The following is a 26576-nucleotide window of genomic DNA, read 5'->3' as shown; positions in this document are numbered from 1 at the left end:
TATCGGATTACGCTAAGTTGAGAGACTTGTGCTCAGTGGCGCGTTTACCTAATAAACTGCGATAGATGATGCCACCAAGAATACCTCCAACAATTGGCGCTACCCAAAATAGCCACAGTTGTGATACTGCCCAGTCACCCACGTAGACAGCGACAGCGGTGCTACGCGCTGGATTCACTGACGTATTACTCACTGGAATGCTAATCAGGTGAATCAGTGTTAAGCACAAACCGATCGCGATAGGCGCGAAACCTTGAGGTGCGCGTTCATCGGTTGCGCCCATAATCACAATCAAGAACATCATGGTCATGACAACTTCGGTGATCACGACAGCGGATAAAGAGTATTGACCCGGTGAGTGCATGCCATAGCCGTTGGCTGCAAATCCTGAACCCATTACATCAAATCCAACCTGACCCGATGCGATAAGATAAAGGACGCCGCCAGCAATAATGCCGCCAATCACCTGAGCTACGATGTAAGGCAGAACATATTTACTTTCGAAACGACCGCCAGCCCATAAGCCCATCGTCACGGCAGGGTTTAAGTGACAGCCAGAGACATGACCAATCGCAAAGGCCATCGTTAACACGGTTAAGCCAAAAGCTAAAGAAACACCAAGTAGACCAATACCTACTTCAGGAAAACCCGCGGCCAACACCGCGCTACCACAACCACCCAACACTAACCAAAACGTGCCAAAAGCTTCTGCTAAATATTTATTCATCGCCCAATTACCTACTTTGATCAATCACGATTGGCTGAACAATAGAGGATATTGAGTCGCTTTGCGTGGTTCAAAAATGCAACACTAAGCTATGGATAAATTAAACGAAATAGCGTCTTGTTTTTGTGGCGTGAATATAGGAAAAAACTTACGTTACTTGTTCTAACTCGGTGATGTTAATCAACGCTTGCTGGTTGGTTGAGCCGCAGATATCTGGGCATGCTTTGAATTGATGGCACACTTTAGGGCGTGAAGTTTGACCAAAGAGTTTGCATAGATTGTTGTCATCGAGTTGTACGCAGCGCACGCCAGCAGGCTTGCCATTTGGCATACCAGGAATGGCGGAAGAAATGCTCGGGGCGATACAGCAAGCTCCGCAGCCTAGGCGACAATCCATAACAACAGCTTCTACATTCAACGAAAGGGTGGCGATAGTATCAAAAATTAAGCTGTGATACAGCTCAAATTTTGCCCTTGAACTTTGAGTTTGAGCAGGGTATAAACGCTGCCCAGAGTTTAACAAAGGCGCCGGACCATGAGCATTCCATTTTGGCAAAGTAAAACATTAGAGCAGATGACAGAGCAAGAGTGGGAATCACTATGTGATGGCTGCGGGAAATGCTGTTTACACAAGCTGATGGATGAAGATAGTGACGAAGTCTACTACACCAATGTCGCGTGTAGCTTGTTAGACGACCAAACTTGTTCGTGTAAAGATTACGCGAATCGCTTCGAATCTGACGAGGAGTGCCTTAAACTCACGCGCGACAAAATCGATGAGTTCAACTGGCTACCGGATACTTGCGCTTATCGCTTGTTGTCAGAAGGCGAACCACTGCCAGAATGGCACCCGTTGATCACAGGCTCGAAACATGCGATGCATGAAGCTCAGCAAAGTGTGCGTAATAAAGTCGTGTACGAGATCGACGTGATTGACTGGGAAGATCATATTCTCAATCTTCCACAATGATAAAAAGCGCCTAATTAGGCGCTTTTTTAATGCTTAATGGGTTGAGTGTTTCGCATCTATTTACGCCGAACTGAACAGTGGCTGTAGTGTTTAGTTGCTTGGTTTTTCAGTTTGGCATCTTGCACTTTTTGCATGGTTTTTAATTGTTGTTGGTGGGCAAGTTCAAGCTGCTCTAATGCCTCTGATAACGATTGTTTTAAATTAATCAGCTGACTGTGATCTGGTTGGCTATTGGTCTTGTGTTGTTCGACCTGACTTATTTGCGCTCTAATGCGAAACACCTGGCGACGTGCGTCTTGGAGATGGTTTTCTGCTTGTTGCTGGCGTGCTTGCAGTCGCTGTAAACGAAGCGTGTCATGACAAGGCGCATTAAGATTTGGCTTAGTGGTGTCGTTATAGGTAGCTGGGGAAGTCGAGCGATTAGGCTGATGGTGTTTGAGCCGCCAGGAAATGATCAGCAAAGTGACAACCGCAATGAGCAGTGGGGCGAATTGCGGCATTTTCGGCCACGGCATGACATTGTGTAATCGCAGTAGCGGTGCAGTCGTCACGAATAGCAAAATCACACCTGTGATGAAGATTCGTTTTGACGCAGAATTTTTTAGTCGCGAAAGATTTGGATATTTCAAGTACAAGACCCAGCAGTATTGAACTGTGGGTCATTATGTGCGCGGCAAATTCACGACTCAAATCAAAACTGTTGTTCTCAGCATAAAAAAAATTAATCAAAAGGGCGCGCTGAGACGGGTGATGACTTTACGTTCGATATTAGGCGATTGCCAGCAAAATGCCGCCTATGGTTGCCGCTGCGGACACAAATTGCCCCGCTGAATAAGAGGTGTCTTCCTCTTCTTTAAACTTGTCTGGGTGCTCCATACCGAGCGCACCATGAGCAAATGACTCTACTTTGTCACCGACACTGCGCTCTTTTTTGGGCTCAGCGGCTTGGCTCTCTTTTTCGATTTCTTGTAGCGCGGCGAGTAGCGCTTTGCCTTCAGCAGACAGGGTTACCTTGTTTTGCTCCAGTTTTAGCGGAGCGGCTGATGATTGCAATTCGGCTTTTTCGGGCGTTTGAGCTTTGACCTTCTGTGGTGAAAGCACGGAAGTCGAATCCATACCTACAGGGTTCATACTCATCTCCTTTTAACATCACAAATTCTGTATCGGCAGTTTGGGTCGAAACTTGGATAAAAAATCACACGTTTGTTCAAAAATTGAGTAAGCAAGAACTGCGCCCAAAGCAGGTGAGGCCTGAGATGAGAGGTATTTTTGTGAGCTGGTTATAGTTTAAGCGCTTGTTTTGTTTTGCGTATTTTTGAATAGAAGATCAATGATTGACTGGCTGAATGGAGAAATTTGATACGAAGGTAGCAAGCGGCAGTGATTGCCACTTGCGTTTTTGCGTCGAGGAGATGAAATCAGGCGAACTACTGCGCCACTTTACGGTAAACGCGCAGCATAAAATCGGCTTCGCAGGCATAGCTTTGCGCCGATTGCAGTTTTTCACGCAACTCATCACTGGCTTTCCACGCAAATGGCGTCATTTGCAGAAGATCAAATGCAGCGCCATCAGATAGTTGCATTGGATAGTGCAGGCGCTCTTGGTGCTCTAGGACAAAGCCATCTAGCGATTCAGGGGTTTCATCGTGTAGACGTACTGTGTCGTATATCTCTTCACGCAACTGGTAGAGGTGGCGACCGGCGGGCGTCACCGTAATAACTACACCATTCTCATCTAAACAGCGCTGCAGCTCAGGCGCCTTACAGGGCGCGTAAATACGTACAATGGCGTCTAAACTGGCGTCACTTAAGGGCACTCGATGGCTGGATGCGACAAAGAACTCACAATTTAAGTAGCGTTTAGCGGCATAGCGGATAGCGACTTTTGAGATATCCAATCCATACACTTGAGTGTGTGGATTTTGCGCCGCTAAACTGCGTTGAATTTGATCGGTGTAATAGCCTTCACCACAACCAATATCGAGCAAACGATGTGCACTACCGGCGAGCTTTTCTGCGGCCAGTTCTGCAACGCGTTGTTGCATAGGCTGATAATGCTGACCTTCAAGGAATCGACGCCGTGCTTGCATCATCTCTTTATTATCACCAGGGTCTTTAGAGCGCTTGTGATGCACTGGCATCAGATTGACGTAGCCTTCTTTAGCAACATCAAATTGATGGTTGTTTTCACAGCGGTAAGTTTGCTGCTGGCGCACTAACGCTTGGTGACAGAGTGGACATTGATACACGATATAGACCTCGACCCAAAATCAGGTCGAGAGTCTATCAAGAATGGCTTATGGATGCTACGTCACTGGTGACAGTAACTGGGCATCAATGGAAGAAATCGACCTGGGCTTTGAGCGCTTTGGCCTTAAGCTGTAATCCGGTCGCGCTGGCTGAGGTTTGCGCGCTAATATCACGGCTCTCTTTATTTAACTCGCTAATTGCCGCCGTGCTTGCTGCGATGTCTTGTGATACTTGCGCTTGCTGCTCACAGGTTGCGGCAATGGTTTCCGCTTGCAAAGCGATGGCCTGCACGTTGTCGGTTATCGACTCTAAAACACCGCCTGCTTGATGGGCTTTATCGAGAACATGGTTAGCGCGTTGTTGGCTTTGCTCCATCATATCGACCGCATTACCGGTTGAGGCTTTCAGCTTGTTGATGATGTTTACCACGTCCTGAACCGAGGTCTGGGTGCGATGCGCTAAAGTTCTTACTTCATCGGCAACCACGGCAAAACCGCGCCCTTGCTCACCTGCGCGCGCCGCTTCAATGGCCGCATTCAGGGCTAATAAATTGGTTTGCTCAGCCACTTCATTGATCATCTCTGTGACGGTTTGAATACTTTGGCTATCAATGCTGACTTGGTTGATGGCGAGTGCTGAGTGATCCAGTTGTGAATTAAGCTCGGCAATATCCACGCACACATCTTCAACCACACTCAAACCGGTTTGGGTTTCCTCATTAGTTTGGCGCACGTTATCAGCAATCGTTTCAACTTGCTGGGCAACAGACTGGGCGGAGGTTGCCATCTCTTCAATCGCGGTGACAACTTGTTCCACTTGCGCTTGCTGTTTTTGGGCTTGGAGTAGGTTGGTTTCCGCATCTTCAGCCATGGCGGTTGAATCGACGTCGACTTCATCGCTAGTGGCGCGGATCTCTGAAACCAACTGATTTAAGCGACTCGCCATGTGGGCGACGCCGTTTTGCAAGTTAATGATTTCGTTATTGGTTTTTTGTGAATAAGAAACAAGCTCTAGGCTCACTTCTCCTTCACTTAGACGCTGCATGTCGTGGTTCAGTCGAGTCAGTGGTTGTAACGTTTTACTCAGGTAAACCGTTAGCACTACAAAGGTCGCCACGCCAATTGAGACGGCGATCAGGGTAATCAATTTGAGCAGCTGTTGGCTGCTTTGGGTGACTTCAGAGATAAAGGTGCCGCCGAGCAATTTCCAGTTCCAGCCCGGTACGTCGGCAAAAATCAGGTATTTCTCGCCGTGATGACCTTGGTATTCAAACGAATACTCGATCATGCCTGAATGTTGTTCAAATACCGCGTTAAATGGTTTGCGTCCTTGATCATCGGTGAATTCCAGAATGGAAGGATCGGTTTCTTTATTGGTGGGATGCAGTAGATAGTGGCCTAAATTATCAGTGGCGTTATCCACCACAATGGTGTAACCCGTTTCGCCCCAATGAATGCTCGCCAGTGATGCGAACAGATCTTCGGTGGCTTGTTGCACTGGTAAGCCAATAAAAGCGAGAGCAAAGACTTCGCCTTGAGCGTTCTTAATTGGCGAATAATAAGTGATGTAGCGCTTACCAAACAGTTTAACTTGCGCGTAAAACGCTTGTCCGTTGCTGAGTTTAGAAAAACCGGGATGATCGTGACCTAAATAAGTGCCGACCACTCGCTGACCATTGGGATCTTTCAATGATGTCGAAACGCGAATATAGCGGTTGCCCTGCTTTGCGAATAAGGTAGCGACAGCGCCGGTATCATGAGTAAATTTATCTACAACACTGGTGTCACCAATTAGGCTTTTGCCCGCCAGGGTGAGATCGCGAAGAGAAACACCTTGAAAGCTAAGAGAGGAATCGCTTTGTTCAATACCTTCTAAATAACTGTGACTGAAGGTTGACTCGAGTTCTTGGGCATTTTTTAAATAGGCATCAAATTGGCCGGAAATGGTTTTCGCTAGCGCATTGATTTTTGATTGGTGCTCACTAAATGTGGCTTGCAGCATTTGTTGTGAGGCGCTGCGATAGACGAATGTGGCAATACAAGTGAACGCGATCAGCAAACACAGTGTAATAACGAGTTTGAGCTGAAAGGCGATGCTTTGATTATTATATTTTTTTATCATTTTCATTCCTAAGTAGACACTTGAGGTTATCAAGTGGATCTATGATTGGAATGCCAGATATTACAAAGGTTTATAAAACTAAAATTTGATTCTTATTAATGAATATTTGATTTTATAAAATAAACTTTAGTTTTAACTTGAGTGGCGAGTATGGCCACTCAAGTTAACGTCAAATTATGAATGTGCAATACACGTGACCAGTTGATGTTTCTCGCCAGGTGCTAGGGTTTGACCCTCTTGCAAACTTGGGCTGAATACGGTCGATTCAACGCACAACATGGTTTGATAACCATCGTCTGTCATGTCACTCATTGCGGCTGCGCCATTAGCCCAAGGATTCCACAATACCGCGCTGTTATGGCCTTGATTGCTAATCTGCAAAGTGCGCTGATGATTATGATCCTCAACGTGAATCACGGCTTCTGGTTGAGTATAAATACGATCAATTCCCGCCGTGAGCGTTAGAGTCTCGCCACCTTGACACACTTGATTACTTTGCAGTTTGTCAATGTAGCTTGGGCCTATGCCAGTGACGCTGGTGGTGTGAATGTCGGCGATATTCAAGTAAGTATGTAACGCGGCGGAGAACTGCCATGGTGTCGTATCGGTGTTTTCCATCTCTAAAGTCATTTTCAGCTCGTCACCAATTTCTACCCAGAGGCGCAGCGCGAACGCGTGTGGCCAAATAGCGCGAGTGGCTTCGCTGTCTTTCAGGCCTAAACATACAATTACGCCGTTTTCGTTTTCCCGATGTTCAACCAGCTGCCATTCACTGGTACGGGCAAATCCGTGTGATGGCGCTGCGAGACCGCCAAACCAAGGCCAACAAATCGGCACGCCACCACGCAGTGCTGCTTTGCCATCAAAAATCGCCGCTTCGCTCATCCAAATCATTTCGGATTGTTTCTGTGGTTGATAAGAGAGTAGGTGGGCGCCGTGCAAGGCAATGGCCGCGCGAGCTTTAGGGCTAATGATACGCACTATTTTAAGGGCTTGATGCTCAACGATAGTCACGCAATCGGATAGTGCAGTTACAGCGGGAAGAGAGTAAAGATCCATGGAGTTCTCCTAGGGGCAGGACCTAGGCACATATATCACCAACATTGGGCTCGCGACGTGTGCCGCGCATGACATGTGTCAGGACCGCCGAACGACTTAAATGACAGGGAAACAGATACAAAAAAGGCGACTCAAGAGCCGCCTTTTTGACAAATATCTTCGCTAAAAGCTTACATTATTTAGAGATGTGAGCAATTAGGTCTAGAACTTTGTTTGAGTAACCGATTTCGTTGTCGTACCAAGATACAACTTTAACGAATTTGTCAGTTAGTGCGATACCAGCTTTAGCATCGAATACTGAAGTGCAAGTTTCGCCGATGAAGTCTTGAGAAACAACTGCGTCTTCAGTGTAGCCTAGAACGCCTTTTAGAGCACCTTCAGAAGCTTCTTTCATCGCTGCACAGATAGCTTCGTAAGAAGCACCGTTTACTAGGTTAACAGTTAGGTCAACAACAGAAACGTTAGCAGTTGGTACGCGGAAAGCCATACCAGTTAGTTTGCCGTTTACTTCTGGAAGTACAACGCCTACAGCTTTAGCAGCACCAGTTGATGATGGGATGATGTTTTGAGAAGCACCACGACCACCGCGCCAGTCTTTAGCAGAAGGACCATCTACAGTTTTTTGAGTTGCTGTAGTTGCGTGAACTGTAGTCATAAGACCAGATTCGATACCGAAGTTGTCGTTAAGAACTTTAGCGATAGGCGCTAGACAGTTAGTAGTACAAGAAGCGTTAGAAACGATGTCTTGACCAGCGTAAGTGTCGAAGTTTACGCCGTTAACGAACATTGGAGTTGCGTCTTTAGAAGGACCAGTTAGAACAACTTTTTTCGCACCAGCAGTGATGTGCTTACGTGCAGTCTCGTCAGTTAGGAAGATACCAGTTGCTTCAGCAACAACGTCAACACCGATTGCGTCCCATTTAAGGTCTTCAGGGTTGCGCTCTGCAGTAACACGTACAGTTTTACCGTTAACGATTAGGTTACCGCCTTCAACTTCAACAGTACCGTTGAAACGGCCGTGAGTTGAGTCGTACTTAAGCATGTAAGCCATGTAGTCTACGTCGATAAGATCGTTAATACCTACAACTTCGATGTCGTTACGTTCTTGTGCTGCACGGAATACGAAACGGCCGATACGGCCAAAACCGTTAATACCTACTTTGATAGTCATTATAGTTGCTCCACAACTTAATTTCTGATTAAAGATAACTGGTAGTAAAATTACAGAACCCAGCAAAAATCTGCAACCGATAATCTGACTTAACTTGTTTAAAGTCAAAAAAAAGCGACGCTTTTTCTTCACATTCATAAGTAAGTGGTTATCTTTTGAGCTCAATGCAAGATAAACTGTACGCCAGTCTAATATAAGGGGCGAGTTAGCTCTAAAAATAGAGTAGAATCTACCCGCCCTGTTATGGGGAGAAAGTATGTGCTACATCGGGTGATGTTAGCAAGTTTTTCCCTAAAAAAGTGAATATAAAAAGTGAGAATGAGGAGAATGCCCGCGGTGGAAGGTCACGAGCATAAAGTAGTAAAGTCAGATAAAGACTGGCGTGAGCAGTTATCCGAGGAACAATATCGAGTCTGTCGACAACAAGGAACCGAAGCGCCCTATAGTGGGACTTTGTTGCACAATAAAGAAACGGGCGTGTACTCATGCACTTGCTGTCATACGCCACTTTTCTCTTCACAAGACAAATATGACTCAGGTTGTGGGTGGCCAAGTTTTGATAAGCCGATCACAGCGCAAGCGATTCGTTACTTAGAAGACCAAAGTCACGGAATGGTGAGAATTGAGATCCGGTGCGCAGTTTGCGACAGCCATCTTGGCCACGTTTTTCCAGACGGACCGCCGACTACGGGCGAACGTTTCTGTGTTAACTCTGTGTCGTTAACTTTCAACAATCCAACAAAAAACGGCGAATAATTCGCCGTCTGTTGTTAGTTCCTTTCATCCGTAGGTATGAGTTAGTAGGGAACTAAGCTCGCCTTAAAGGTGCCGGATTTTAAGGCACTTTCGACTTGGCTTGCCATATCATCAAGCTCTTCGTATTTGGTGTCGTTAAACCCATACAGCAGTTGTAGCTGCTGTTTGGGCGCCAACTGCACGCCATACTCCGCCGCAACTTGTGTCCAGATGTAAGCCGCTTCTTTGTTTTGGACGTTGTAATAGATACTGGCCAGCGATTTCACCGCTTCGACATTGACCTGCTTGCCATCGGATAACTCCAGTGAGCGAATCAGTAGCTTAATCGTCTTGGCTTTATCTCGATTGGTGTAAAAGGTTGCGAGCGCGTATTGCATCTCGGGTGTATCGAGTTTTGGCGAACCTTCCATTTGCAAGAACGCTCGCTGGGCATGAGTGTCACCCAGTTGACTCCATAGGAAATACAGCGTTTGCGGTTGTTGAGAACTTCTCAGTTCCATAACGATCCGCTCCTGTTCATTACCCGCATGGACTAGGGCATTAAAGCGTTTTTGTCTCAATTCGCTTTGGTCGATGGTTTGAATCTGCGAGGCAAGCTCAAGACATTTGCGATATTCCATCAGCAGCTTATATTCGACCACTTTATTGGCTTCGCTTGGGTTTTTCATCACATCAAAGCGGTGCCAAATCAAATCCGTCCGTGGGACGCGACATTGACCGTCATCCATATTGAGCTTTTCACAGCGCAGTGCCGGGTTGTCTTGGCAAAGCTGTTCGGTATTTTTTCTGCTTTCAAAGCAGCCACTGACGAGGAGTGTCGAAGTGGCAAGTAACAAGATTTTTATGTAGTTCATATTGAATGCTTGTGATCAGTTACACTTATTCTTTTTGCTTACCTTGACTCCATGCTGTGGCTGGTTATGTTTGAGCCAAAGCAGAAAACAAGGAAAACATCATGGATGCCGAGCAGCTAATTAACTCTATTACACCAGAAGTTTATGAGCGTCTAGTTTACGCTGTTGAAACAGGTAAGTGGCCTGAGGGTACTCCACTTTCCCAGCAGCAGCGAGATTCCTGTATGCAAGCTGTGATGTTGTATCAATCTAAGCATAATTCACAAGCTCAACATATGACAATTGGTCAAGGCGGAGAAATGGTCTTTAAGTCCAAGTCCGAACTCAAAAAACAGTTCCAACAAGATCAAGGCGACATCATGCGAGTGAATCCTAATTTGGATTAGCTTTAGTTTGATAGATAAACAAAACCCCAGCGACTTGGCTGGGGTTTTTTAACTTAGTGCGCCGCGAAAATCTGTAGGATTTTAAGTTTTGCAGTGTAGCTGTTTATTTCTTTATTAGTGCATGATTTGTTTATCAGTTCACTATTACTTTATCAGTTTATTATTGATTTATAAGCTCATTTCACCGCGCAGTACTTGCTGCATCTGCACTTTTATTTCTTCATAACTTAAGTTTTGGCTCAGCAGATAGTGCAGTTTGGCCAGCGCGGCTTCATGAGTCATATCATAACCGCTGATAACGCCGGCTTCTGCCAGTGCACAGCCTGTTGCGTAACCGCCCATATTGACTTTACCCGCTAGGCATTGGGTCAGGTTGACCACAATCACGCCTCGCTCCGACGCTTCTTGCAGATGACCAAGCAGTTCTGGATTTTGCGGCGCATTACCCACCCCGAAAGTCAGGAGAATCATCGCGTTGACAGGCTGGCGCAGTGTGTTGCGAATCACTTCGTGCGAGATGCCTGGGTACATGGTGATCACCCCGATTGGCTGCGGTGTAATGGTATGAACTTTAAATTCGCCATCCGGCTTTTTGTCCACTTCAATATCTTTACTGACTTGAATGTGAATCCCAGCTTCAAGCAAAGGTGGCAAGTTGGGGGAGGTGAACGCATTAAAACCATCAGCGTGCGATTTGGTACTGCGATTCCCACGCATCAGCTTATTGTTGAAAAACAGGGTCACTTCGTTAATCGGATAGTTGGCAGCAATGTGTAGTGCGTTAAGCAAATTGGCTTGGCCGTCAGAGCGTAGCTCTGCGAGTGGGATTTGCGAGCCAGTGACGATAACTGGTTTGCCAAGGTTCTCAAGCATAAACGATAACGCCGAGGCTGTGTATGCCATGGTATCGGTGCCGTGCAAAATAACAAAACCATCGTATTTATCGTAGTTATCACGAATATCATCGGCAATCTGCTGCCAATCGGCAGGGGTCATGTCGGAGGAATCGATCAATGGGTCGTATTCATGGATGGTGTAGTCTGGCATTTCTGGACGGTGGAATTCAGGCATGCCAGCCAATTGTTTGTCCATAAAGCCGGCGACTGGGATATAGCCATGATTCGACTTTTGCATGCCGATCGTGCCGCCAGTGTAGGCGATGTAGATGTGTTTTTTTGCCATTGTTGCTAGCCATAATTAGTAGGGGGGAACAGAAGCGGCGATTATAACTAATTCTTTGCTAAGAAAAAGGGGCTCGCCAATAGCAAGCCCCGATATCGTACCAGTTATTCAAATGAGCCTAGTTAAGCTAATGAATTATAGAACATTTACTCAACTTGGCACGGCAAGCAGAATGCATATTGTCCTTTTGGATCGTTAAACGAACTGAGCAGATTGGCATCACTGACTAATTGTTTGGCCGCAGGTTGCCAAGCGTCAGGTAGCATCGATGATACGTCTAAGCCTAAGTGAACTTTTGCCTCAGTAAATACGTCTTTGAAGAACTGTTCGGCTGGTGAAAGTGGCTCTTCAACCCAATACAGATTGTAGTTTTCCAAATTAGACAGCTGCGCTGCCGTATCTATCGCGTCATCAAAATCGCCGATTTGGTCGACTAGCCCGTGTTCAAGTGCATCTTGACCTGTCCATACGCGGCCTTGAGCGACTTTATCGACTTGGTCCACATCCATGCCGCGGTTTTGACCGACAAGGCTAATGAATCGGTAGTAGCCATGTTCAATCGCCATCTGCATCGCTTGCGAAGCGCCGTCGGTGAATCCTTGGGTGATACCAACATTGGCAAAAGGTGACGTGCCGACGCCATCGGTATTGACGCCGAGTTTGTTGAGACCTTTTTCAAACGTAGTGATAACGCTAAAGATACCGATGGAACCGGTGAGGGTGGTTGGCTGAGCAATGATGCGGTCGGCGCCCATTGAGATCCAGTAGCCGCCGGATGCCGCGAGGCTCGACATTGAAACCACCACAGGTTTGCCTGACGCTTTCAATGCGTCTATTTCGTTACGAATCACTTCTGAAGCAAATGCGCTGCCGCCTGGGCTATCGACACGCAGCACTACGGCTTTCACTTTGTCGTCTGTGCGCGCTTGGCGCAGTAAATTTGCAAGTGTGTCACCGCCAATACGACCGCGTGGCTGTTCGCCGTCCATAATGGCGCCGCTGGCAACGATTACCGCAATATCATCGTTATTGGCGTTAAATTGAGGTTTAAGTTTGGAGAGGTATTGATAGTAATCCACTCCCTTATAGCCATCTTCGCCATCACTACCAAATGCGTTGACTAACGCTTGGCGTACTTGTTGACGCGTCGCGAGTTCATCGACTAAACCCAACTTCAGAGACAACGCACCCACATCACCTTTGACTGATTTCAGCTCGGCAAGAAACTCTTCCATGCTCGGGTTGAGCACTTTGACATCAATTTGGCGGTTGGTCGCCACATCGTCACTGTATGCTCCCCACAACTGCCCAACCCAGCGAGAAGCCGATTGTTTCGCAGCATCGGACATGTCATCGCGCAAAAATGGCTCGACAGCGGATTTATAGGTGCCGACACGAAATACGTGGGTGCTGACATCCAGCTTCTCAAGCAGCGTTTTGTAGTACATCGAATAAGCTTTGTAGCCTTTAAGCAGTACAGCGCCATCTGGGGAGAGGAAAATTTTATCGGCGTAACTGGCTAGGTAATACTGGCTTTGATTGTAGAAATCGCCAGCAGCAAACACGGGCTTTCCAGAGGCTTTAAATTCATTGATTGCTTTGGCGATATAACGCAGCTTGGTTAAGCTGGTTTCGGGCATGTCTTGCAGCGTGAGCACTAAGCCTGTGATGTTGTCATCGGTTTTGGCTTGGCGAATCACATCGACAATATCAAACAAGACATTTTCTTTAGGCAGTTCGCGACCAAACAGAGAACCGGTCACCGAATCGAGCGGGTTGACGTAAGTGGATTGTTCAACAATCGGGCCGGAGAGGTCGAGTACCAGTGCTGAGGCGGTTTTCGCGACCTCAGGAGCAGGGGAGTCTGCCGAGCTATACACGAAGTAAATTGCCGCGATACTGGCAAGGAAAATCAAGTTGACCAAGGTGATTCGTATAAACGAAATGATCTTCCAAATGCCTTTAAATATCAGGCCGATAATCTTAAATATTTTTTTCATTCTAGCTCCGCGTTGGCGAATACGGTATTGAATTTTAGCAATAAAGCTAACCGCTTCAATTCGTTAGTAACTGATATCCTACTTAAACAAGTATATTCGAACAATAGGGAGTTGATCGCTGTTACAGAAATGTAAACACTTGTTTGATTTTTGTTTAACCCGACAATATTCTGGTCAGACCATAAATATAACAATAGTGGTATCTGCCATGTATCCAAACCTACTGAAACCTCTCGACCTGGGGTTTACTCAGCTTAAAAATCGAGTCTTGATGGGCTCGATGCATACCGGGCTGGAAGAAGACAAATCTGGCCTACATAAACTGGCGGCGTTTTATGAGCAACGTGTCAAAGGCGGCGTTGGTTTGATTGTCACCGGCGGTTTTTCGCCGAACCTGCGCGGGCGTTTGCATCCTTTCAGTGCCGAATTCAGTAAAATCAAGCATGCCAAAGCCCATAAAGTCGTGACCGATGCGGTGCATCGCCACGGTGGCAAAATTGCGCTGCAATTGCTCCATGCGGGCCGTTATGCCATGCATCCATTTTCGCAGAGTGCTTCCAGTATCAAAGCGCCGATCGCCCGTTTTGCGCCGAGCGAAATGAGCCCTCGTCAAATCAAAAGCACCATCGCTGACTTTGCCAACAGCGCCGCTTTAGCGCAATTAGCCGGTTATGACGGCGTGGAAGTGATGGGATCGGAAGGCTACCTGATCAACCAATTTATCTGTAAACGCACCAACGTGCGTTATGACGAGTGGGGTGGGGAGTACCAAAACCGCATTCGTTTTCCGTTGGAAATTGTCAAAGCGATTCGCGCCGCCGTAGGTGAAGAGTTCATCATCATTTTCCGTCTGTCGATGCTGGATCTGGTCGAAGAAGGCAGTACGTTTGAGGAAGTGATTGAACTTGCTAAAGCGCTTGAGGCAGCGGGAGTCACCATCATCAATACTGGTATCGGTTGGCACGAGGCGCGCATTCCGACGATTGCAACTCAAGTGCCGCGCGCCGCGTTCAGTTGGGTGAGTGAGCAAGTCAAACCGCACGTTAATGTACCTATTGTGACTTGTAATCGCATTAATACGCCCGAAGAAGCCGAGCGAATTTTGGCCAGCGGCCAAGCGGATATGGTGTCGATGGCGCGTCCGCTGCTTGCCGATCCGGCGTTTGTGCTCAAAGCCGAGCAGCAGCAATCAAAACTTATCAATACTTGTATTGGCTGTAATCAAGCCTGTCTTGATAACGTATTCAAAGGTAAGCGCGCGACCTGCTTGGTCAATCCGTACGCTTGTTATGAAACTGAGCTGACCATAGAGCCGGTCCAGGCCACAAAAACCGTTGCGGTGGTCGGCGCTGGGCCTGCTGGCCTTGCCTGCGCGACTACGCTTGCCGAGCGTGGTCATCAGGTTGATCTGTTTGAAAAGTCCGACCGAATTGGCGGTCAGTTTCGCTTGGCGATGCAGATTCCGGGCAAGGAAGAGTTTCGCGAAACCATTCGCTACTTCGCCAATCGCATAGAGCAAACGGGTGTACGGCTGCATCTTGATACGCCGGTTGATGCGTCAATGCTCAGCGAATATGACGAGGTGGTGATGGCATCAGGGGTGAAACCACGTCAAATCAAGATTGAGGGTATTGATAATCCAGATAAAGTGGTGGATTACCAAACCCTGATTAAAGATAAAACCCCTGTTGGCGAGAAAGTGGCGATCATTGGTGCGGGTGGAATTGGCGTCGATGTCGCGAGCATGCTTACTGAGCCGAGCCATCAGCAGCTGGATGATTGGTTGTATGAATGGGGGATTGATAAATCTTTGTCCCATCCCGGCGGCTTGTATCCTTACCCCGATGCCATCAGCGACAAACAAGTGTGGTTACTGCAGCGACGTAAAGGTCGCGTGGGTAAAGGGCCAGGCAAAACCACAGGCTGGATTCACAAACGTACCCTTGAAAAGCGTGGTGTGCATTTAGTCGGTGGTGTTGAGTATCAGAGCATTGATGACCAAGGGCTGAATCTTAAACTTGATGGTCAAGATGCGCATCTGGATGTGGACAAAGTGATCATCTGCGCGGGTCAAGAGTCGGTGCGCCCATTTGAACAGCAGTGGGCACAATTTGGCGACAAGTTACATGTTATCGGCGGCGCGGATTTCGCAGGCGAACTGGATGCGGTGCGCGCCATTCGTCAAGGAACGGAATTAGCGCTGAAGCTGTAATAAAAAAGGCCGTTAAAGCAACACCTTAACGGCCTCTTCAATTCACTGATTGAGTGGTGGATTACAAAATCACAGTTTTGTTTCCAGACACAAACACATGGTCATCAACCACTTTACTTAGCGCTTTGCTCAGGACGTTTTTCTCAACGTCACGGCCTGCTTGCGCCATATCTGAAGCGCTAAAGTTATGGTCTACCGGAATCACATCCTGCTTGATGATTGGACCTTCATCGAGGTCATTGGTTACAAAGTGCGCCGTTGCACCAATGATCTTTACGCCGCGATCATAGGCTTGCTGGTATGGGCGTGCACCGATAAACGCAGGTAAAAAGCTATGATGGATGTTGATGATTTTATGCGGATATTGGCCAACGAAATCGGCAGTCAACACACGCATGTATTTGGCCAGTACCAGATAGTCGGCTTGGTATTGATTGATCACCTCTAACATTTTTTGCTCATGCTCTTGGCGGTTTAGACCTTCATGAGAAACAAAGTGATAAGGAATATCAAAACGTTCAGTTAACTGACGTAAATTGTCATAGTTACCGACCACAGCGGCGACTTCCACATCCAAGCTACCATCGTAGGTTTTCATCAAAATATCGCCAAGGCAGTGCGCTTCTTTGGTCACCAGAATCACGATTTTCTTACGTGTTGAATCGACTAGGCGGCGAGTGGTGCAAGGCGGCAGAGCGGCATCGAGATCAGCAAGAAACGCTGGATCATCAAATTGCCCTTCCAGCTCCGTACGCATAAAAAATTGCCCGGTCGGGTTATCAACGAATTCGTTGTTATGAATGATGTTGAGTTTGTGCTGGTAACAGATGCTGGTGATTTTTGCGATCAGTCCAGGTGCATCAGTGCAGTGGGTGAGTAGTGTTTTCTTTTCCATGGATACGAAACTTCCGTGCGGCAATAGCTGTTATATAAATCGGCTTGTTAGGATAATGGGCTTTATTTTTAAATGACCCTAACAATTAAACTAATATCGAAAATCTTGCAACCGCTAATCTGAGTTAATCGTTTTCGCGATGAGGTTTCACCGCTTTGATACGTTAAATACACGCAGATACGTTGAATAGACGCATAGAAAGGCTTGCGAGTCGAATCCAACTAAAGGCATCGCGAGTTATGCAGAAACCTGCCATAATCGCTGCTTTGATTTTTACCAGTACGAACACCATGATCGAAAAAACGTTTTCTGCTCAAGGGGCACTTGGAAAAGCTATTCCTGGTTTTCAGCCACGCCAGGCACAAATCGATATGGCGAAAGCGGTCGCCGACGCGATAAAAAACCAAGGCCAAGTGGTGGTTGAAGCTGGTACGGGAACCGGCAAAACGTTCGCCTATTTGGTTCCGGCCTTGCTTAGCGGGCAGAAAGTGATCATCAGTACTGGTTCAAAAAACCTGCAAGAGCAGCTTTATCATCGTGACTTGCCTTTGATGACCGATGCACTGGGTTTTTACGGCAAAGTCTCACTGCTAAAAGGGCGTTCGAACTACCTGTGTCTGGACCGGTTGTCACGACAAATGGTCGAGAGTCATAATCAACAGGCTGATCCAACGCTGCTGAGCCAATTGGTTAAAGTCCGCGCTTGGACATCAGAGACCAAAACCGGCGACTTAGGCGATTGCGACGCCATCGCCGAAGACAGCCCAATCATTCCAACCATTACCTCGACCAATGACAACTGTTTAGGCAAAGACTGCCCCAGTTACACCGATTGCTACGTACTAAAAGCGCGTAAAAAAGCCTTGGATGCCGATGTGGTGGTGGTCAACCATCATCTGTTTTTGGCCGATTTGGCGATCAAAGAAACTGGCTTTGGCGAGCTGATTCCTGAAGCCGATGTATTTATCTTTGACGAAGCCCATCAGCTTCCAGATATCGCCAGTCAATATTTTGGTCAATCGGTGTCGAGTCGCCAAATTCAAGAGCTGTCTAAAGACATTGAAATCAGTTATCGCACCGAAGCGAAAGACATGCGCCAGTTACAAAAAGTGGCGGAAAAACTGGTGCAATCGGCGATGGATTTGCGGATTTTGCTCGGCGAAAGCGGTTTTCGCGGCAACTGGCGAGATGCGATGGCATCGCCAGCGATTGCGCGTGAAATCGAACGGCTACAAGAGAGCCTTGAGTTTGCGATTGATGTACTCAAATTAGCGCTCGGGCGCAGTCAATTGCTCGATGCGGCATTTGAGCGCGCAACGCTGCTCAAATCGCGAATTGACCGTGTATGCGATGTATCGATTACCGGTTACTCGTATTGGTTTGACACCACGCCGCGCCACTTTAGTCTGCATATCACGCCGCTGTCGGTGTCGGATAAATTTAACGAGCAGATGGAGCTTAAGCAGGGCGCCTGGATATTCACTTCGGCAACCTTGGCGGTGAATGGCGATTTTGGCCACTTTACCTCGCGCCTTGGCATCAAGCCTGCCAGCCAAATGTCGCTGCCAAGTCCATTTGATTACCAAAATCAGGCGCGTTTGTGTGTTCCACGCTACTTGCCAGAGCCAAACAGCCAAGGTTTAGCCGATAAATTGGTGCGTATGTTGGCGCCGATTATCGAACAAAACCAAGGGCGCTGTTTTTTCCTTTGCACTTCCCACGCCATGATGCGTGACCTTGGCGAGCGTTTTCGCCAAGTGCTGGATATTCCGGTGCTGTTGCAAGGTGAAACCAGTAAACAGCGCACCTTGACGGAATTTATGGAGCTTGGCAATGCGCTGCTGGTGGCGACCGGGGCGTTTTGGGAAGGCATCGACGTTAGAGGTGACGCCCTGAGCTGTGTTATTATCGACAAATTACCATTTACCGCACCCGATGATCCGCTGCTCAAAGCGCGTATTGAAGATTGTCGCTTGCGCGGCGGCGATCCGTTTGCTCAAGTACAATTGCCGGATGCAGTGATTACGTTAAAGCAGGGCGTAGGACGCCTGATTCGAGATAAAAAGGACTTTGGCGCACTGATTATTTGTGACAATCGCTTGGTGACCCGCGATTACGGCGGCGTATTCCTTGCCAGTTTGCCACCAATACCGCGTACTCGAGACTTGGAAAGCATTAAAGATTTCCTGCACACAATTTCTACCACTCAAGAAATTTCGACTACTCAAGAAATTTCCACAACCCAAGAACAATGAGAATGGCATGAGCGTAAAGATCCTAGCCTTAGATACTTCGACAGAAAACTGTTCTGTCGCCTTGCTAATTGATGACCGCATCTACAGTCGCAGTGAAGTGGCGCCGCGCGATCACACCAAAAAAGTGTTACCTATGGTGGATGAAGTGCTCAAAGAAGCCGGCGTTGAACTTAAACAGCTCGACGCCTTGGCATTTGGTCGCGGTCCGGGCAGTTTTACCGGAGTTCGAATTGGCATCGGTATTGCACAAGGTTTAGCATTCGGCGCGGATTTACCGATGATTGGGATATCGACCCTTAAAGCGATGGCCGAAGCGAGCCATCGCCTGCATGGCGCAACGTCGGTTGCCAGTGCGATTGATGCTCGTATGAGCGAAGTATATTGGGGACGTTTTTCTCGCGAAGCTAACGGCGAATGGCGTGAAGTCGATGCGGAATGTGTGGTTGCTCCGCAGCTGCTAGTCGAAAATAGCCAAGCGGATGATGCCACTTGGACGACAGCCGGCACCGGTTGGGCGGCTTATAAACAAGATTTAGATGCCTTGCCTTACCCACAGCAAGCGGGCGAGGTGGAATTTCCCGATGCGCAGGATATTGTCCAGTTAGCTAAACTGGAATGGGAACAAGGTCATACTGTGCCTGTTGAAGAGTCCAGCCCGGTATATCTACGTGATAATGTGACTTGGAAAAAATTGCCAGGGCGCGAATAGCGGCGACAACATTCGCGATTTGGCAACAGTTGAATTAGGAGCATCATGGTCTCAATTAATGGTTTGCCACCGGCGCAGATATCCAATGCGTCAAAAGCGAAGAAGTCTGACCGCAAGCGTAAGTCACAAAATGGCTCGTCTGTCGGCGAGCCAACCAAAGTGGCCAATGCGGTGGCGAATACGATTCGCCACGTGCAAGAAAGCGATATTCATCGTGCGCAAATTGAGTACGACTTACCTGAAGGTAGCGGTCGCAAAGCGATGGAAAAGTACATGGATGTGATGAATCAAGCGCGGAGAGAGGAACTTACTCAGCTTCTTGGCGTCGATATTTATATATAGCTCATGGCTTGAGAGGGGATATGACAGTTCGTTCTACACTGCGTGTAATGCTGGTAGTTGGCTCTTTAATGTTAACTGCAGCATGCGCATCCTTACCTGAAACATTAACAACCACCAATCCGAACGTGATAACGGATTTCAATCAATGGCAAGCTGCTCCCGGTCAAGACCAGCAAGTTCGTCTAGGCGGTGTTATCGCCAAAATCACCAATCTTAGTGACAAAACTCGCCTAGAAATTGTCAATTTACCGATCAACAGCGCGGGCAAGCCCGACCTTAACCATGAACCCGAAGGGCGATTTGTCGCGTACGTAAAAGGTTTCGTCGATCCGGTAACCTTCAGTGAAGGCCGTTTGGTGACGGTGCTTGGCGATAGCCAAGGTACTGAGCAGGGTAAGGTGGATCAATATCAGTATCAGTTCCCGGTGATGCAAGCGACGGGTTACCACTTATGGCGCGTTGAAGAGCGGGTCATCATCAATGATATCGACCCATTCTACCCATGTTACGGTTTAAATTGTCGGCTCTGGCGCCACCCAATGGGCAACAGTAGCGGGCAAGTGATTCAAGAAGTGAAATAGATGCTTCGAGAGTCAAACTATCAAGTCGGCGCACTTAACATTGCCGCATTGGAATTTGGTGAACAGAAAACGGCCGATCTCTCGGTCGTTTTTTTGCATGGTTGGTTAGACAATGCAGCCAGCTTTCAACCGCTAATGAACGTGTTAAGCCACCAGAGTGCAACCTTACATGGTTGTGCGATTGATTTTCCTGGTCATGGGCTCTCTTCGCATAAGCGACCTTTCAGTTATTACCCATTTCACGACTATATTGACGATGTTTTCCAGTTTTTGACGGTTTTATCGCCAAATAGATTGATTTTAGTGGGGCATTCGCTTGGTGCTTTAGTTGCAAGTTGCTATAGTGCCGCCTTTCCAGAACAGGTTGCCGGTTTAGTGCAAATTGAAGGAGTGGGACCGCTTGCCGAATCCCCCTCTCACACAGTGGCAAGATTACGCAAAGGCGTGATGAGCCGCCAGCGTATTCGACGCAAACCACAGCGACATTTTAGCTCACTTGAAGAGATGGTCGCGCGCCGAGCACAAACCAATGGTCTGACTGCAGCTGAGATATTACCAATTGTCGAACGTGCCGCGATGCAGCGTGAAAATGGCTGGTGCTGGCGTCATGATGTTGCGCTGCAAAGTGATTCTTTGTATCGCATGTCAGAGCAACAGGCGATGCAAATTAATCAAGCCATCGAATGTCCAATGCTCACTATTTTGGGTGACAAGGGGTTTGAGTATCTACGCACCAGCGCTTCGCAACCGCTTGCGACTGACTGCCAACTGGTGACGATTGCGGGTGGCCATCATTGCCATCTGCAGCAGCCAGAGGAAGTTTGTGAGTTAATATTTGGCTGGGTTAACAAAATTTAAACAAGTGTTTGAGTGTTTCGTGCTCAAGCATTCGGGCTGTGGTGTAATGAGCCGATTAATAATAAGCACGCAAAGTGCAATGTGGCGACCCGGTTGCCCATGACGAGGAGTATTATTGTGGAGAAACCTTGGTTATCGCGTTATCCAAGTGACGTACCTGAAATGATCAACCCAGATCAGTATCCTTCTTTGGTTGAGATGTTTGAGCAATCCGTGCATAAGTTTGCTGATCAACCCGCTTTTACGAACATGGGCACGGTCATGACCTATCGTAAGCTCGAAGAGCGCAGTCGCGCCTTTGCTGCGTATTTACAAAACGAGTTGAAATTGGAGAAAGGCGATCGCGTTGCTCTGATGATGCCAAACTTACTGCAATACCCGGTGGCGCTTTTTGGTGTGCTGCGTGCCGGTCTTATTGCGGTGAACGTCAACCCGTTATACACGCCTCGCGAGCTCGAACATCAACTTAATGATGCCAGTGCTAAAGCTATCGTCATCGTCTCTAACTTTGCCAACACCCTTGAGCAAGTTGTTGAAAACACGACGGTTAAACACGTCGTGCTAACCAGTTTGGGGCAAATGCTACCACGTGCAAAAGGCACGATTGTCGATTTCGTAGTCAAGTACATCAAAGGCATGGTGCCGAAATACGATTTGCCAGGCGCGATTTCGATGCGTAAAGCGATTCGTAAAGGCCGCAAATTGCAATATGTGAAGCCATTTATGTCTGGTGAAGACATTGCGTTTTTGCAATATACCGGCGGTACCACTGGCGTTGCAAAAGGCGCCATCCTGACTCACCGTAATATGATTGCCAACGTCCTGCAGGCCAAAGGGGCGTATGGACCGGTGTTAGCGGAAGGGCGTGAAACTGTGGTTACGGCGCTGCCGCTTTATCACGTGTTTGCGCTGACGGTGAACTGTTTACTGTTTATCGAAATGGGTGCGCGTAACTTGCTGATTACCAACCCGCGCGATATTCCTGGTTTTGTTAAAGAGCTGCAAAACAACGATTTTACCGCGATTACCGGGGTAAACACGCTGTTCAACGCACTGGTCAATAATGAAGATTTTCATGAGCTTGATTTCAGTAAGCTAAAATTATCGGTCGGTGGCGGTATGGCGGTGCAGCGCGCTGTCGCGGATGCTTGGAAAAAGACCACCGGTATTCATCTGCTTGAAGGCTATGGCTTGACAGAATGCGCGCCGCTGGTTACCGGCAATCCGTATGATCTTACCGATTACACCGGGGCGATTGGTCTGCCTGTACCATCAACCGACGTGCGTATTGTCGATGACGAAGGGAAAGTGCTTGCCAATACGGAAGTGGGTGAATTACAAGTGCGCGGCCCTCAGGTGATGCAAGGCTATTGGCAGCGCCCAGAAGCGACTCGTGAAGTCCTCGATCATGAAGGATGGTTGTCGACGGGAGACATCGTCAAGTTTGACGAGCAAGGTTTGCTGCATATTGTCGACCGTAAGAAAGACATGATTTTGGTTTCAGGTTTTAACGTTTATCCTAATGAAATAGAAGATGTGGTGGCGCTACATGGTAAGGTGCTTGAAGTTGCTGCCATTGGTCAGCCGCATGATGTGTCTGGTGAAGTGGTGAAGATTTATGTGGTCAAGCGTGACCCAAGCTTAACCAAAGATGAGCTTATCACGCATTGCCGTCAGCACTTAACCGGTTACAAAGTGCCTAAGCTGATTGAGTTTCGTGAAGATTTGCCGAAAACCAACGTCGGTAAAATCCTTAGACGGGTACTGCGTGAAGAAAATGACGCAGAGTTAAAAAAGGCAAGCTGAACAGGTGAGAAAGCTTGATTGAATAATGTTAAGATGCCGACATATCCCGTCGGCATCTTTGTTTTTGCTGACTCAGAAACAGAGAGAAATTAGTGAACTACCAAATTATTACTCAGAAATCTGAGTTAGAAACGGTGTGCCAAGCTGCACGCAGCAAAAATGCCATTGCGCTTGATACTGAATTTGTCCGCACTCGCACGTTTTATCCGCAGCTTGGGCTTATTCAGCTCTACGACGGTGAAACGGTTTCTTTGATAGACCCACTCGAAATCGATGACATGACGGCGTTTGCAGATTTACTTATCGATGACAGCGTTATCAAAGTACTGCATGCCTGTGGTGAAGATTTAGAAGTGTTTAAGCACAGCTTTGGTTGTATGCCACAGCCGATGTTAGACACTCAATTGATGGCGGCTTTTCTCGGCCAAGGGCTCTCAACGGGCTTTGCCAGCTTAGTGCATAGCTACTTAGATATTGAGTTAGATAAAAGTGAATCACGTACCGATTGGCTTGCGCGTCCTTTGACAGTGAAGCAGCTCGAATACGCGGCGGCTGACGTTTATTATTTGCTGCCAATTTTTGGTTTCTTGTTCAAGCAAGTTCGCGATGCCGGTTGGCTTGAAGCGTCTAGCCAAGAAAGCCAGCGCATGATCGAAAAACGCGATAACGCGACCGATCCTGAATTGGCGTATTTGGACATCAAAGGCGCTTGGCAGCTGAAACCGCAGCAACTGGCTATCTTGAAGCCGTTAGCCAAATGGCGCTATACAGAAGCGGTACGCCGCGATTTAGCGCTTAACTTCGTGTTCAAAGAGAATGATTTGCTGACCATTGCGCGCAAAGGGATTCAAACTAAGCCAGCGATGGATCAAGAGGGTATGGATGCTCGTGGCGTGAATCGTCACAGCGCGAAAATTATTAGCCTAGTCAAAGAAGCGAAACAGACGCCAAGTGACCAATACCCAGCCAAAATCGAGCGTTTGATGGATTTACCTGGCTATAAGCAGCTGGTTAAGGTGCTTAAAGATGAAGTGGTTAAAGTGTCGGAGCAAACTGGATTGGCGAACGAATTTCTGGCGTCGAAAAAGCAGCTCAATCAGTTTATCCACTGGGCGTGGAAATTGAATCGCGACGCCAATGCTCTGCCGGATGTGATGCAAGGCTGGCGCGCCTCTTTACTGGCTGACAAATTGTTGGCTTGTATTGATTAATTCTTTCACGAATACGAGTGCACTAAAAAGGCTTCCCACTGGGAAGCCTTTTTTACGTTGATTTGCTAAAGCGTTAGCCAGCCAGCACGTCGGTGGCGACTTTATAGCTTGGATCTTCTTTCAGGTTGATTTCCACTAGGCTGCCAGCTTTGTGCAGCAATGCGCGGCAATCTTGGCTGAGATGGCGCAGGTGCAGCGTTTTGCCAACGGCAGAGTAGCGCTCTGCCAAGGTTTCAATTGCATCAATCGCCGAGTGATCAGCAACGCGCGAGCTTGCGAAATCCACAATGACATCTTGAGGATCGTTTTGTGCGTCAAATAGCTCTAGGAAATTTGCTGCCGAGCCAAAGAAAATCGGGCCATTGATTTTGTAGACTTTCGCTCCATCTTCATCGATAGCACTGCTGGCGTAGATGTGTTTGGCGTGATCCCAGGCAAACATTAGCGCTGACGCAATCACACCAACACCGACCGCGATCGCCAAATCGGTCATTACCGTAACGACGGTGACCAATACAATCACAAAGAAATCTTGTTTCGGTACGCGGCGCGCCAGTTTAAAGGTTGCCCACTCAAACGTACCGATCACGACCATAAACATCACACCAACTAGCGCAGCCAGTGGAATCATTTCAATCCACTTGGCGGCGAACAGGATGAATACCAGCAGCATGACCGCGGCGACAATGCCGGATAAGCGACCACGACCACCTGAGTTAACGTTGATCATCGACTGACCAATCATTGCACAGCCGCCCATAGCGCCAAACATCGAACAAGTAATGTTTGCCAGACCTTGGCCGACACATTCTCGGTTAGATTGGCCGCGAGTATTAGTCATTTCATCAAGAACGGTAAGGGTAAGCAGAGACTCGATTAAGCCGATCGCTGCAAGGATAACTGCGTATGGCAGAACGATTTTTAATGTATCCCAATTCAGTGGAACATCGGGCATCGCGAAGGTCGGCAAGGTGCCAGCCAATGTCGCATCATCGTTGCCAGACATAGTACGCAGAAAATCCACCACGGTGCGAGTATCAAGGTCAAGCAGCTGTACGAGTGCGGTAACAGAAACAATTGCCACCAATGACGATGGTACTGCGGTGGTGAACTTAGGCAGAAAATGAATGATCGCCATGGTCAGCAATACCAAACCTAACATTAGCACCATTTTGTCTTGCGGTAGCCAAGTAAGAATGCCGTCGACATTAGGCATTTTGAATTGGCCAAGCTGGGCAAGAAAAATCACGATGGCTAAGCCGTTTACAAATCCGATCATAACCGGGTGTGGCACCATACGAATGAACTTTCCTAGCTTAAAGATGCCTGCGGTGATTTGCAAAATACCAGCAAGTAGTATGGTGGCAAATAGGTATTGGATGCCATATTGCGCCACGAGCGTGACCATCACTACTGCCATCGCACCGGTTGCACCGGAAATCATGCCTGGACGACCACCAAAAATCGCGGTAACTAGGCCAACAATAAACGCGGCGTACAAACCCACCATGGGATCGACACCCGCGACAAAGGCAAACGCCACGGCTTCGGGGACGAGCGCAAGGGCAACGGTTAACCCGGACAGAACGTCATTCTTGACGGAGTGCTTAGAGAACTGAGGAAATTCAAACATGTGTGTCTAATATCAACCAAGTGAGTGTTAGAGAACTGAATAAAGTTTGGCTCATCATCGCTAAAAATGTAGGCCGTTATCAGCAAAACAGGGTTTTATTACCGTTTAACGACGAAAAAGAAGATGAAGCACAAAACAGGTGTTCAGATTGAGTGGCAGAATGCTACAGAAAAGTGTGATTGACTTCAATGTTGAACTCTAAAACGTCAGAGATTTGTGAGCAGAACGTTACATAGAGATAAAAAAACAGCTCCCTTAGGAGCTGTTTTCATTGTCAGCTCTAAACCACCGCCTAGGGCGGTGGTGATTGTCCCTTGGGGCTATTGCCCGAAGGAATGCCCATGTTAGAAGTAAGTCTCTTATTCACCACAAGTAAGAGGAAACTAAAAACATGGGCGACTACAGAAGTTCATCACATGTATATTGGCGTTGTAAATACCACATAGTATGGACGCCGAAGTATAGATTTAAGATCTTGAAAGGTAATGTAGGTAAGGAGCTTTACCGCTCGATCTACATTTTGTGCAATATAAAAGATTGTGAAGTCTTGGAATTAAATATTCAGCCAGATCACGTTCACTTGGTTGTGATAGTCCCA

At 47.6% G+C, this 26576-nt stretch carries 26 protein-coding genes; 13 read left to right on the top strand and 13 right to left on the bottom strand.

Translation table 11 applies throughout. From position 1 onward, the window contains the following. Positions 1-7: 7 nt before the first annotated feature. The gene (gene aqpZ, locus BLS03_RS17810) at positions 8-727 is read right to left on the bottom strand and encodes an aquaporin Z (RefSeq protein WP_093277073.1); all 720 of its coding nucleotides are present in this window, start codon (positions 725-727) and stop codon (positions 8-10) included. A gap of 148 nt (positions 728-875) precedes the next feature. Next, entirely contained in the window at positions 876-1124 is a 249-nt protein-coding gene (locus tag BLS03_RS17805) for a YkgJ family cysteine cluster protein (RefSeq protein ID WP_093277225.1), read from the bottom strand. A gap of 138 nt (positions 1125-1262) precedes the next feature. Between BLS03_RS17805 and BLS03_RS17800 the strand changes: the two genes are divergently transcribed. Continuing rightward, the gene (locus tag BLS03_RS17800; protein ID WP_093277070.1) at positions 1263-1697 is read left to right on the top strand and encodes a YcgN family cysteine cluster protein; all 435 of its coding nucleotides are present in this window, start codon (positions 1263-1265) and stop codon (positions 1695-1697) included. A gap of 56 nt (positions 1698-1753) precedes the next feature. On the opposite strand, the gene BLS03_RS17795 is transcribed toward BLS03_RS17800, so the two are convergent. The 6 genes from BLS03_RS17795 to gap all read right to left on the bottom strand — a co-directional run bounded on the left by BLS03_RS17795 (position 1754) and on the right by gap (position 8298). Further along, complete coding sequence (locus tag BLS03_RS17795; RefSeq protein ID WP_143015650.1) at positions 1754-2257, bottom strand: hypothetical protein; 504 nt, start codon at positions 2255-2257, stop codon at positions 1754-1756. Positions 2258-2465: 208 nt separating this feature from the next. Continuing rightward, positions 2466-2828 (bottom strand): hypothetical protein, encoded by a 363-nt coding sequence (locus BLS03_RS17790; protein ID WP_093277064.1) that lies wholly within the window; start codon positions 2826-2828, stop codon positions 2466-2468. A gap of 296 nt (positions 2829-3124) precedes the next feature. Next, positions 3125-3949, bottom strand: a complete 825-nt coding sequence (gene rlmA, locus BLS03_RS17785; protein WP_093277061.1) for a 23S rRNA (guanine(745)-N(1))-methyltransferase — start codon at positions 3947-3949, stop codon at positions 3125-3127. Between the two features lie 82 nt (positions 3950-4031). After that, positions 4032-6068, bottom strand: coding sequence for a methyl-accepting chemotaxis protein (locus BLS03_RS17780; RefSeq protein ID WP_093277059.1), 2037 nt, complete (start codon positions 6066-6068; stop codon positions 4032-4034). A gap of 174 nt (positions 6069-6242) precedes the next feature. Further along, a complete protein-coding gene (locus BLS03_RS17775) occupies positions 6243-7127 on the bottom strand; it encodes a D-hexose-6-phosphate mutarotase (protein ID WP_093277056.1) in 885 nt (294 codons plus the stop codon). Positions 7128-7302: 175 nt separating this feature from the next. Further along, positions 7303-8298, bottom strand: coding sequence for a type I glyceraldehyde-3-phosphate dehydrogenase (gene gap, locus BLS03_RS17770; protein WP_093277053.1), 996 nt, complete (start codon positions 8296-8298; stop codon positions 7303-7305). 318 nt (positions 8299-8616) lie between these two features. Between gap and msrB the strand changes: the two genes are divergently transcribed. Further along, a complete protein-coding gene (gene msrB, locus BLS03_RS17765) occupies positions 8617-9054 on the top strand; it encodes a peptide-methionine (R)-S-oxide reductase MsrB (protein ID WP_245696730.1) in 438 nt (145 codons plus the stop codon). A gap of 41 nt (positions 9055-9095) precedes the next feature. On the opposite strand, the gene BLS03_RS17760 is transcribed toward msrB, so the two are convergent. Continuing rightward, entirely contained in the window at positions 9096-9908 is an 813-nt protein-coding gene (locus BLS03_RS17760; RefSeq protein ID WP_093277048.1) for a DUF2989 domain-containing protein, read from the bottom strand. A 101-nt stretch (positions 9909-10009) separates the two neighbouring features. Between BLS03_RS17760 and BLS03_RS17755 the strand changes: the two genes are divergently transcribed. Beyond that, positions 10010-10294 (top strand): YeaC family protein, encoded by a 285-nt coding sequence (locus tag BLS03_RS17755; protein ID WP_093277045.1) that lies wholly within the window; start codon positions 10010-10012, stop codon positions 10292-10294. 168 nt (positions 10295-10462) lie between these two features. Here BLS03_RS17755 and ansA read toward each other — a convergent pair whose 3' ends face one another. Together ansA and sppA are read right to left on the bottom strand one after the other, a co-directional pair. After that, on the bottom strand, positions 10463-11476 hold the full coding sequence (gene ansA / locus BLS03_RS17750) for an asparaginase (protein WP_093277041.1): 1014 nt from the start codon (positions 11474-11476) through the stop codon (positions 10463-10465). Positions 11477-11622: 146 nt separating this feature from the next. Continuing rightward, complete coding sequence (gene sppA, locus BLS03_RS17745) at positions 11623-13476, bottom strand: signal peptide peptidase SppA (RefSeq protein ID WP_093277038.1); 1854 nt, start codon at positions 13474-13476, stop codon at positions 11623-11625. A gap of 208 nt (positions 13477-13684) precedes the next feature. On the opposite strand from sppA, the gene BLS03_RS17740 reads away from it, so the two are divergent. After that, positions 13685-15688, top strand: coding sequence for an NADPH-dependent 2,4-dienoyl-CoA reductase (locus tag BLS03_RS17740; protein ID WP_093277035.1), 2004 nt, complete (start codon positions 13685-13687; stop codon positions 15686-15688). A gap of 61 nt (positions 15689-15749) precedes the next feature. On the opposite strand, the gene purU is transcribed toward BLS03_RS17740, so the two are convergent. Beyond that, a complete protein-coding gene (gene purU, locus BLS03_RS17735; protein WP_093277031.1) occupies positions 15750-16583 on the bottom strand; it encodes a formyltetrahydrofolate deformylase in 834 nt (277 codons plus the stop codon). A gap of 290 nt (positions 16584-16873) precedes the next feature. On the opposite strand from purU, the gene yoaA reads away from it, so the two are divergent. The 7 genes from yoaA to rnd all read left to right on the top strand — a co-directional run bounded on the left by yoaA (position 16874) and on the right by rnd (position 24345). Next, the gene (gene yoaA / locus BLS03_RS17730) at positions 16874-18838 is read left to right on the top strand and encodes a DNA repair helicase YoaA (RefSeq protein ID WP_093277222.1); all 1965 of its coding nucleotides are present in this window, start codon (positions 16874-16876) and stop codon (positions 18836-18838) included. A gap of 7 nt (positions 18839-18845) precedes the next feature. Further along, complete coding sequence (gene tsaB / locus BLS03_RS17725) at positions 18846-19547, top strand: tRNA (adenosine(37)-N6)-threonylcarbamoyltransferase complex dimerization subunit type 1 TsaB (RefSeq protein ID WP_093277028.1); 702 nt, start codon at positions 18846-18848, stop codon at positions 19545-19547. Between the two features lie 45 nt (positions 19548-19592). After that, positions 19593-19889 carry a chromosome partitioning protein ParA gene (locus tag BLS03_RS17720; RefSeq protein ID WP_093277024.1) on the top strand — a complete coding sequence of 99 codons (297 nt, stop codon included), beginning with the start codon at positions 19593-19595 and terminating at the stop codon, positions 19887-19889. A gap of 20 nt (positions 19890-19909) precedes the next feature. After that, positions 19910-20470 (top strand): Slp family lipoprotein, encoded by a 561-nt coding sequence (locus BLS03_RS17715; protein WP_093277021.1) that lies wholly within the window; start codon positions 19910-19912, stop codon positions 20468-20470. After that, a complete protein-coding gene (locus tag BLS03_RS17710; protein WP_093277017.1) occupies positions 20471-21328 on the top strand; it encodes an alpha/beta fold hydrolase in 858 nt (285 codons plus the stop codon). 117 nt (positions 21329-21445) lie between these two features. Then, positions 21446-23134, top strand: coding sequence for a long-chain-fatty-acid--CoA ligase FadD (gene fadD / locus BLS03_RS17705; protein WP_093277015.1), 1689 nt, complete (start codon positions 21446-21448; stop codon positions 23132-23134). Positions 23135-23226: 92 nt separating this feature from the next. Beyond that, on the top strand, positions 23227-24345 hold the full coding sequence (gene rnd / locus BLS03_RS17700) for a ribonuclease D (protein WP_093277011.1): 1119 nt from the start codon (positions 23227-23229) through the stop codon (positions 24343-24345). Positions 24346-24418: 73 nt separating this feature from the next. Here rnd and BLS03_RS17695 read toward each other — a convergent pair whose 3' ends face one another. Next, positions 24419-25978 carry a SulP family inorganic anion transporter gene (locus BLS03_RS17695; RefSeq protein ID WP_093277008.1) on the bottom strand — a complete coding sequence of 520 codons (1560 nt, stop codon included), beginning with the start codon at positions 25976-25978 and terminating at the stop codon, positions 24419-24421. A 2-nt stretch (positions 25979-25980) separates the two neighbouring features. Here BLS03_RS17695 and BLS03_RS25715 point away from each other — a divergent pair, with 2 nt between their 5' ends. Both BLS03_RS25715 and tnpA read left to right on the top strand, forming a co-directional pair. After that, positions 25981-26130, top strand: coding sequence for a hypothetical protein (locus BLS03_RS25715; RefSeq protein ID WP_176765628.1), 150 nt, complete (start codon positions 25981-25983; stop codon positions 26128-26130). Positions 26131-26369: 239 nt separating this feature from the next. Continuing rightward, on the top strand, positions 26370-26576 hold a 207-nt coding region (gene tnpA / locus BLS03_RS17690; RefSeq protein WP_143015648.1), incomplete at its 3' end, for an IS200/IS605 family transposase.

Origin of the sequence: Vibrio xiamenensis (assembly GCF_900100015.1) — a bacterium.
Classification (GTDB): Bacteria; Pseudomonadota; Gammaproteobacteria; order Enterobacterales; family Vibrionaceae; genus Vibrio; species Vibrio xiamenensis.
Note: the sequence above shows the minus strand (reverse complement) of the source record. Positions and strands in the feature narration are given on the sequence as shown.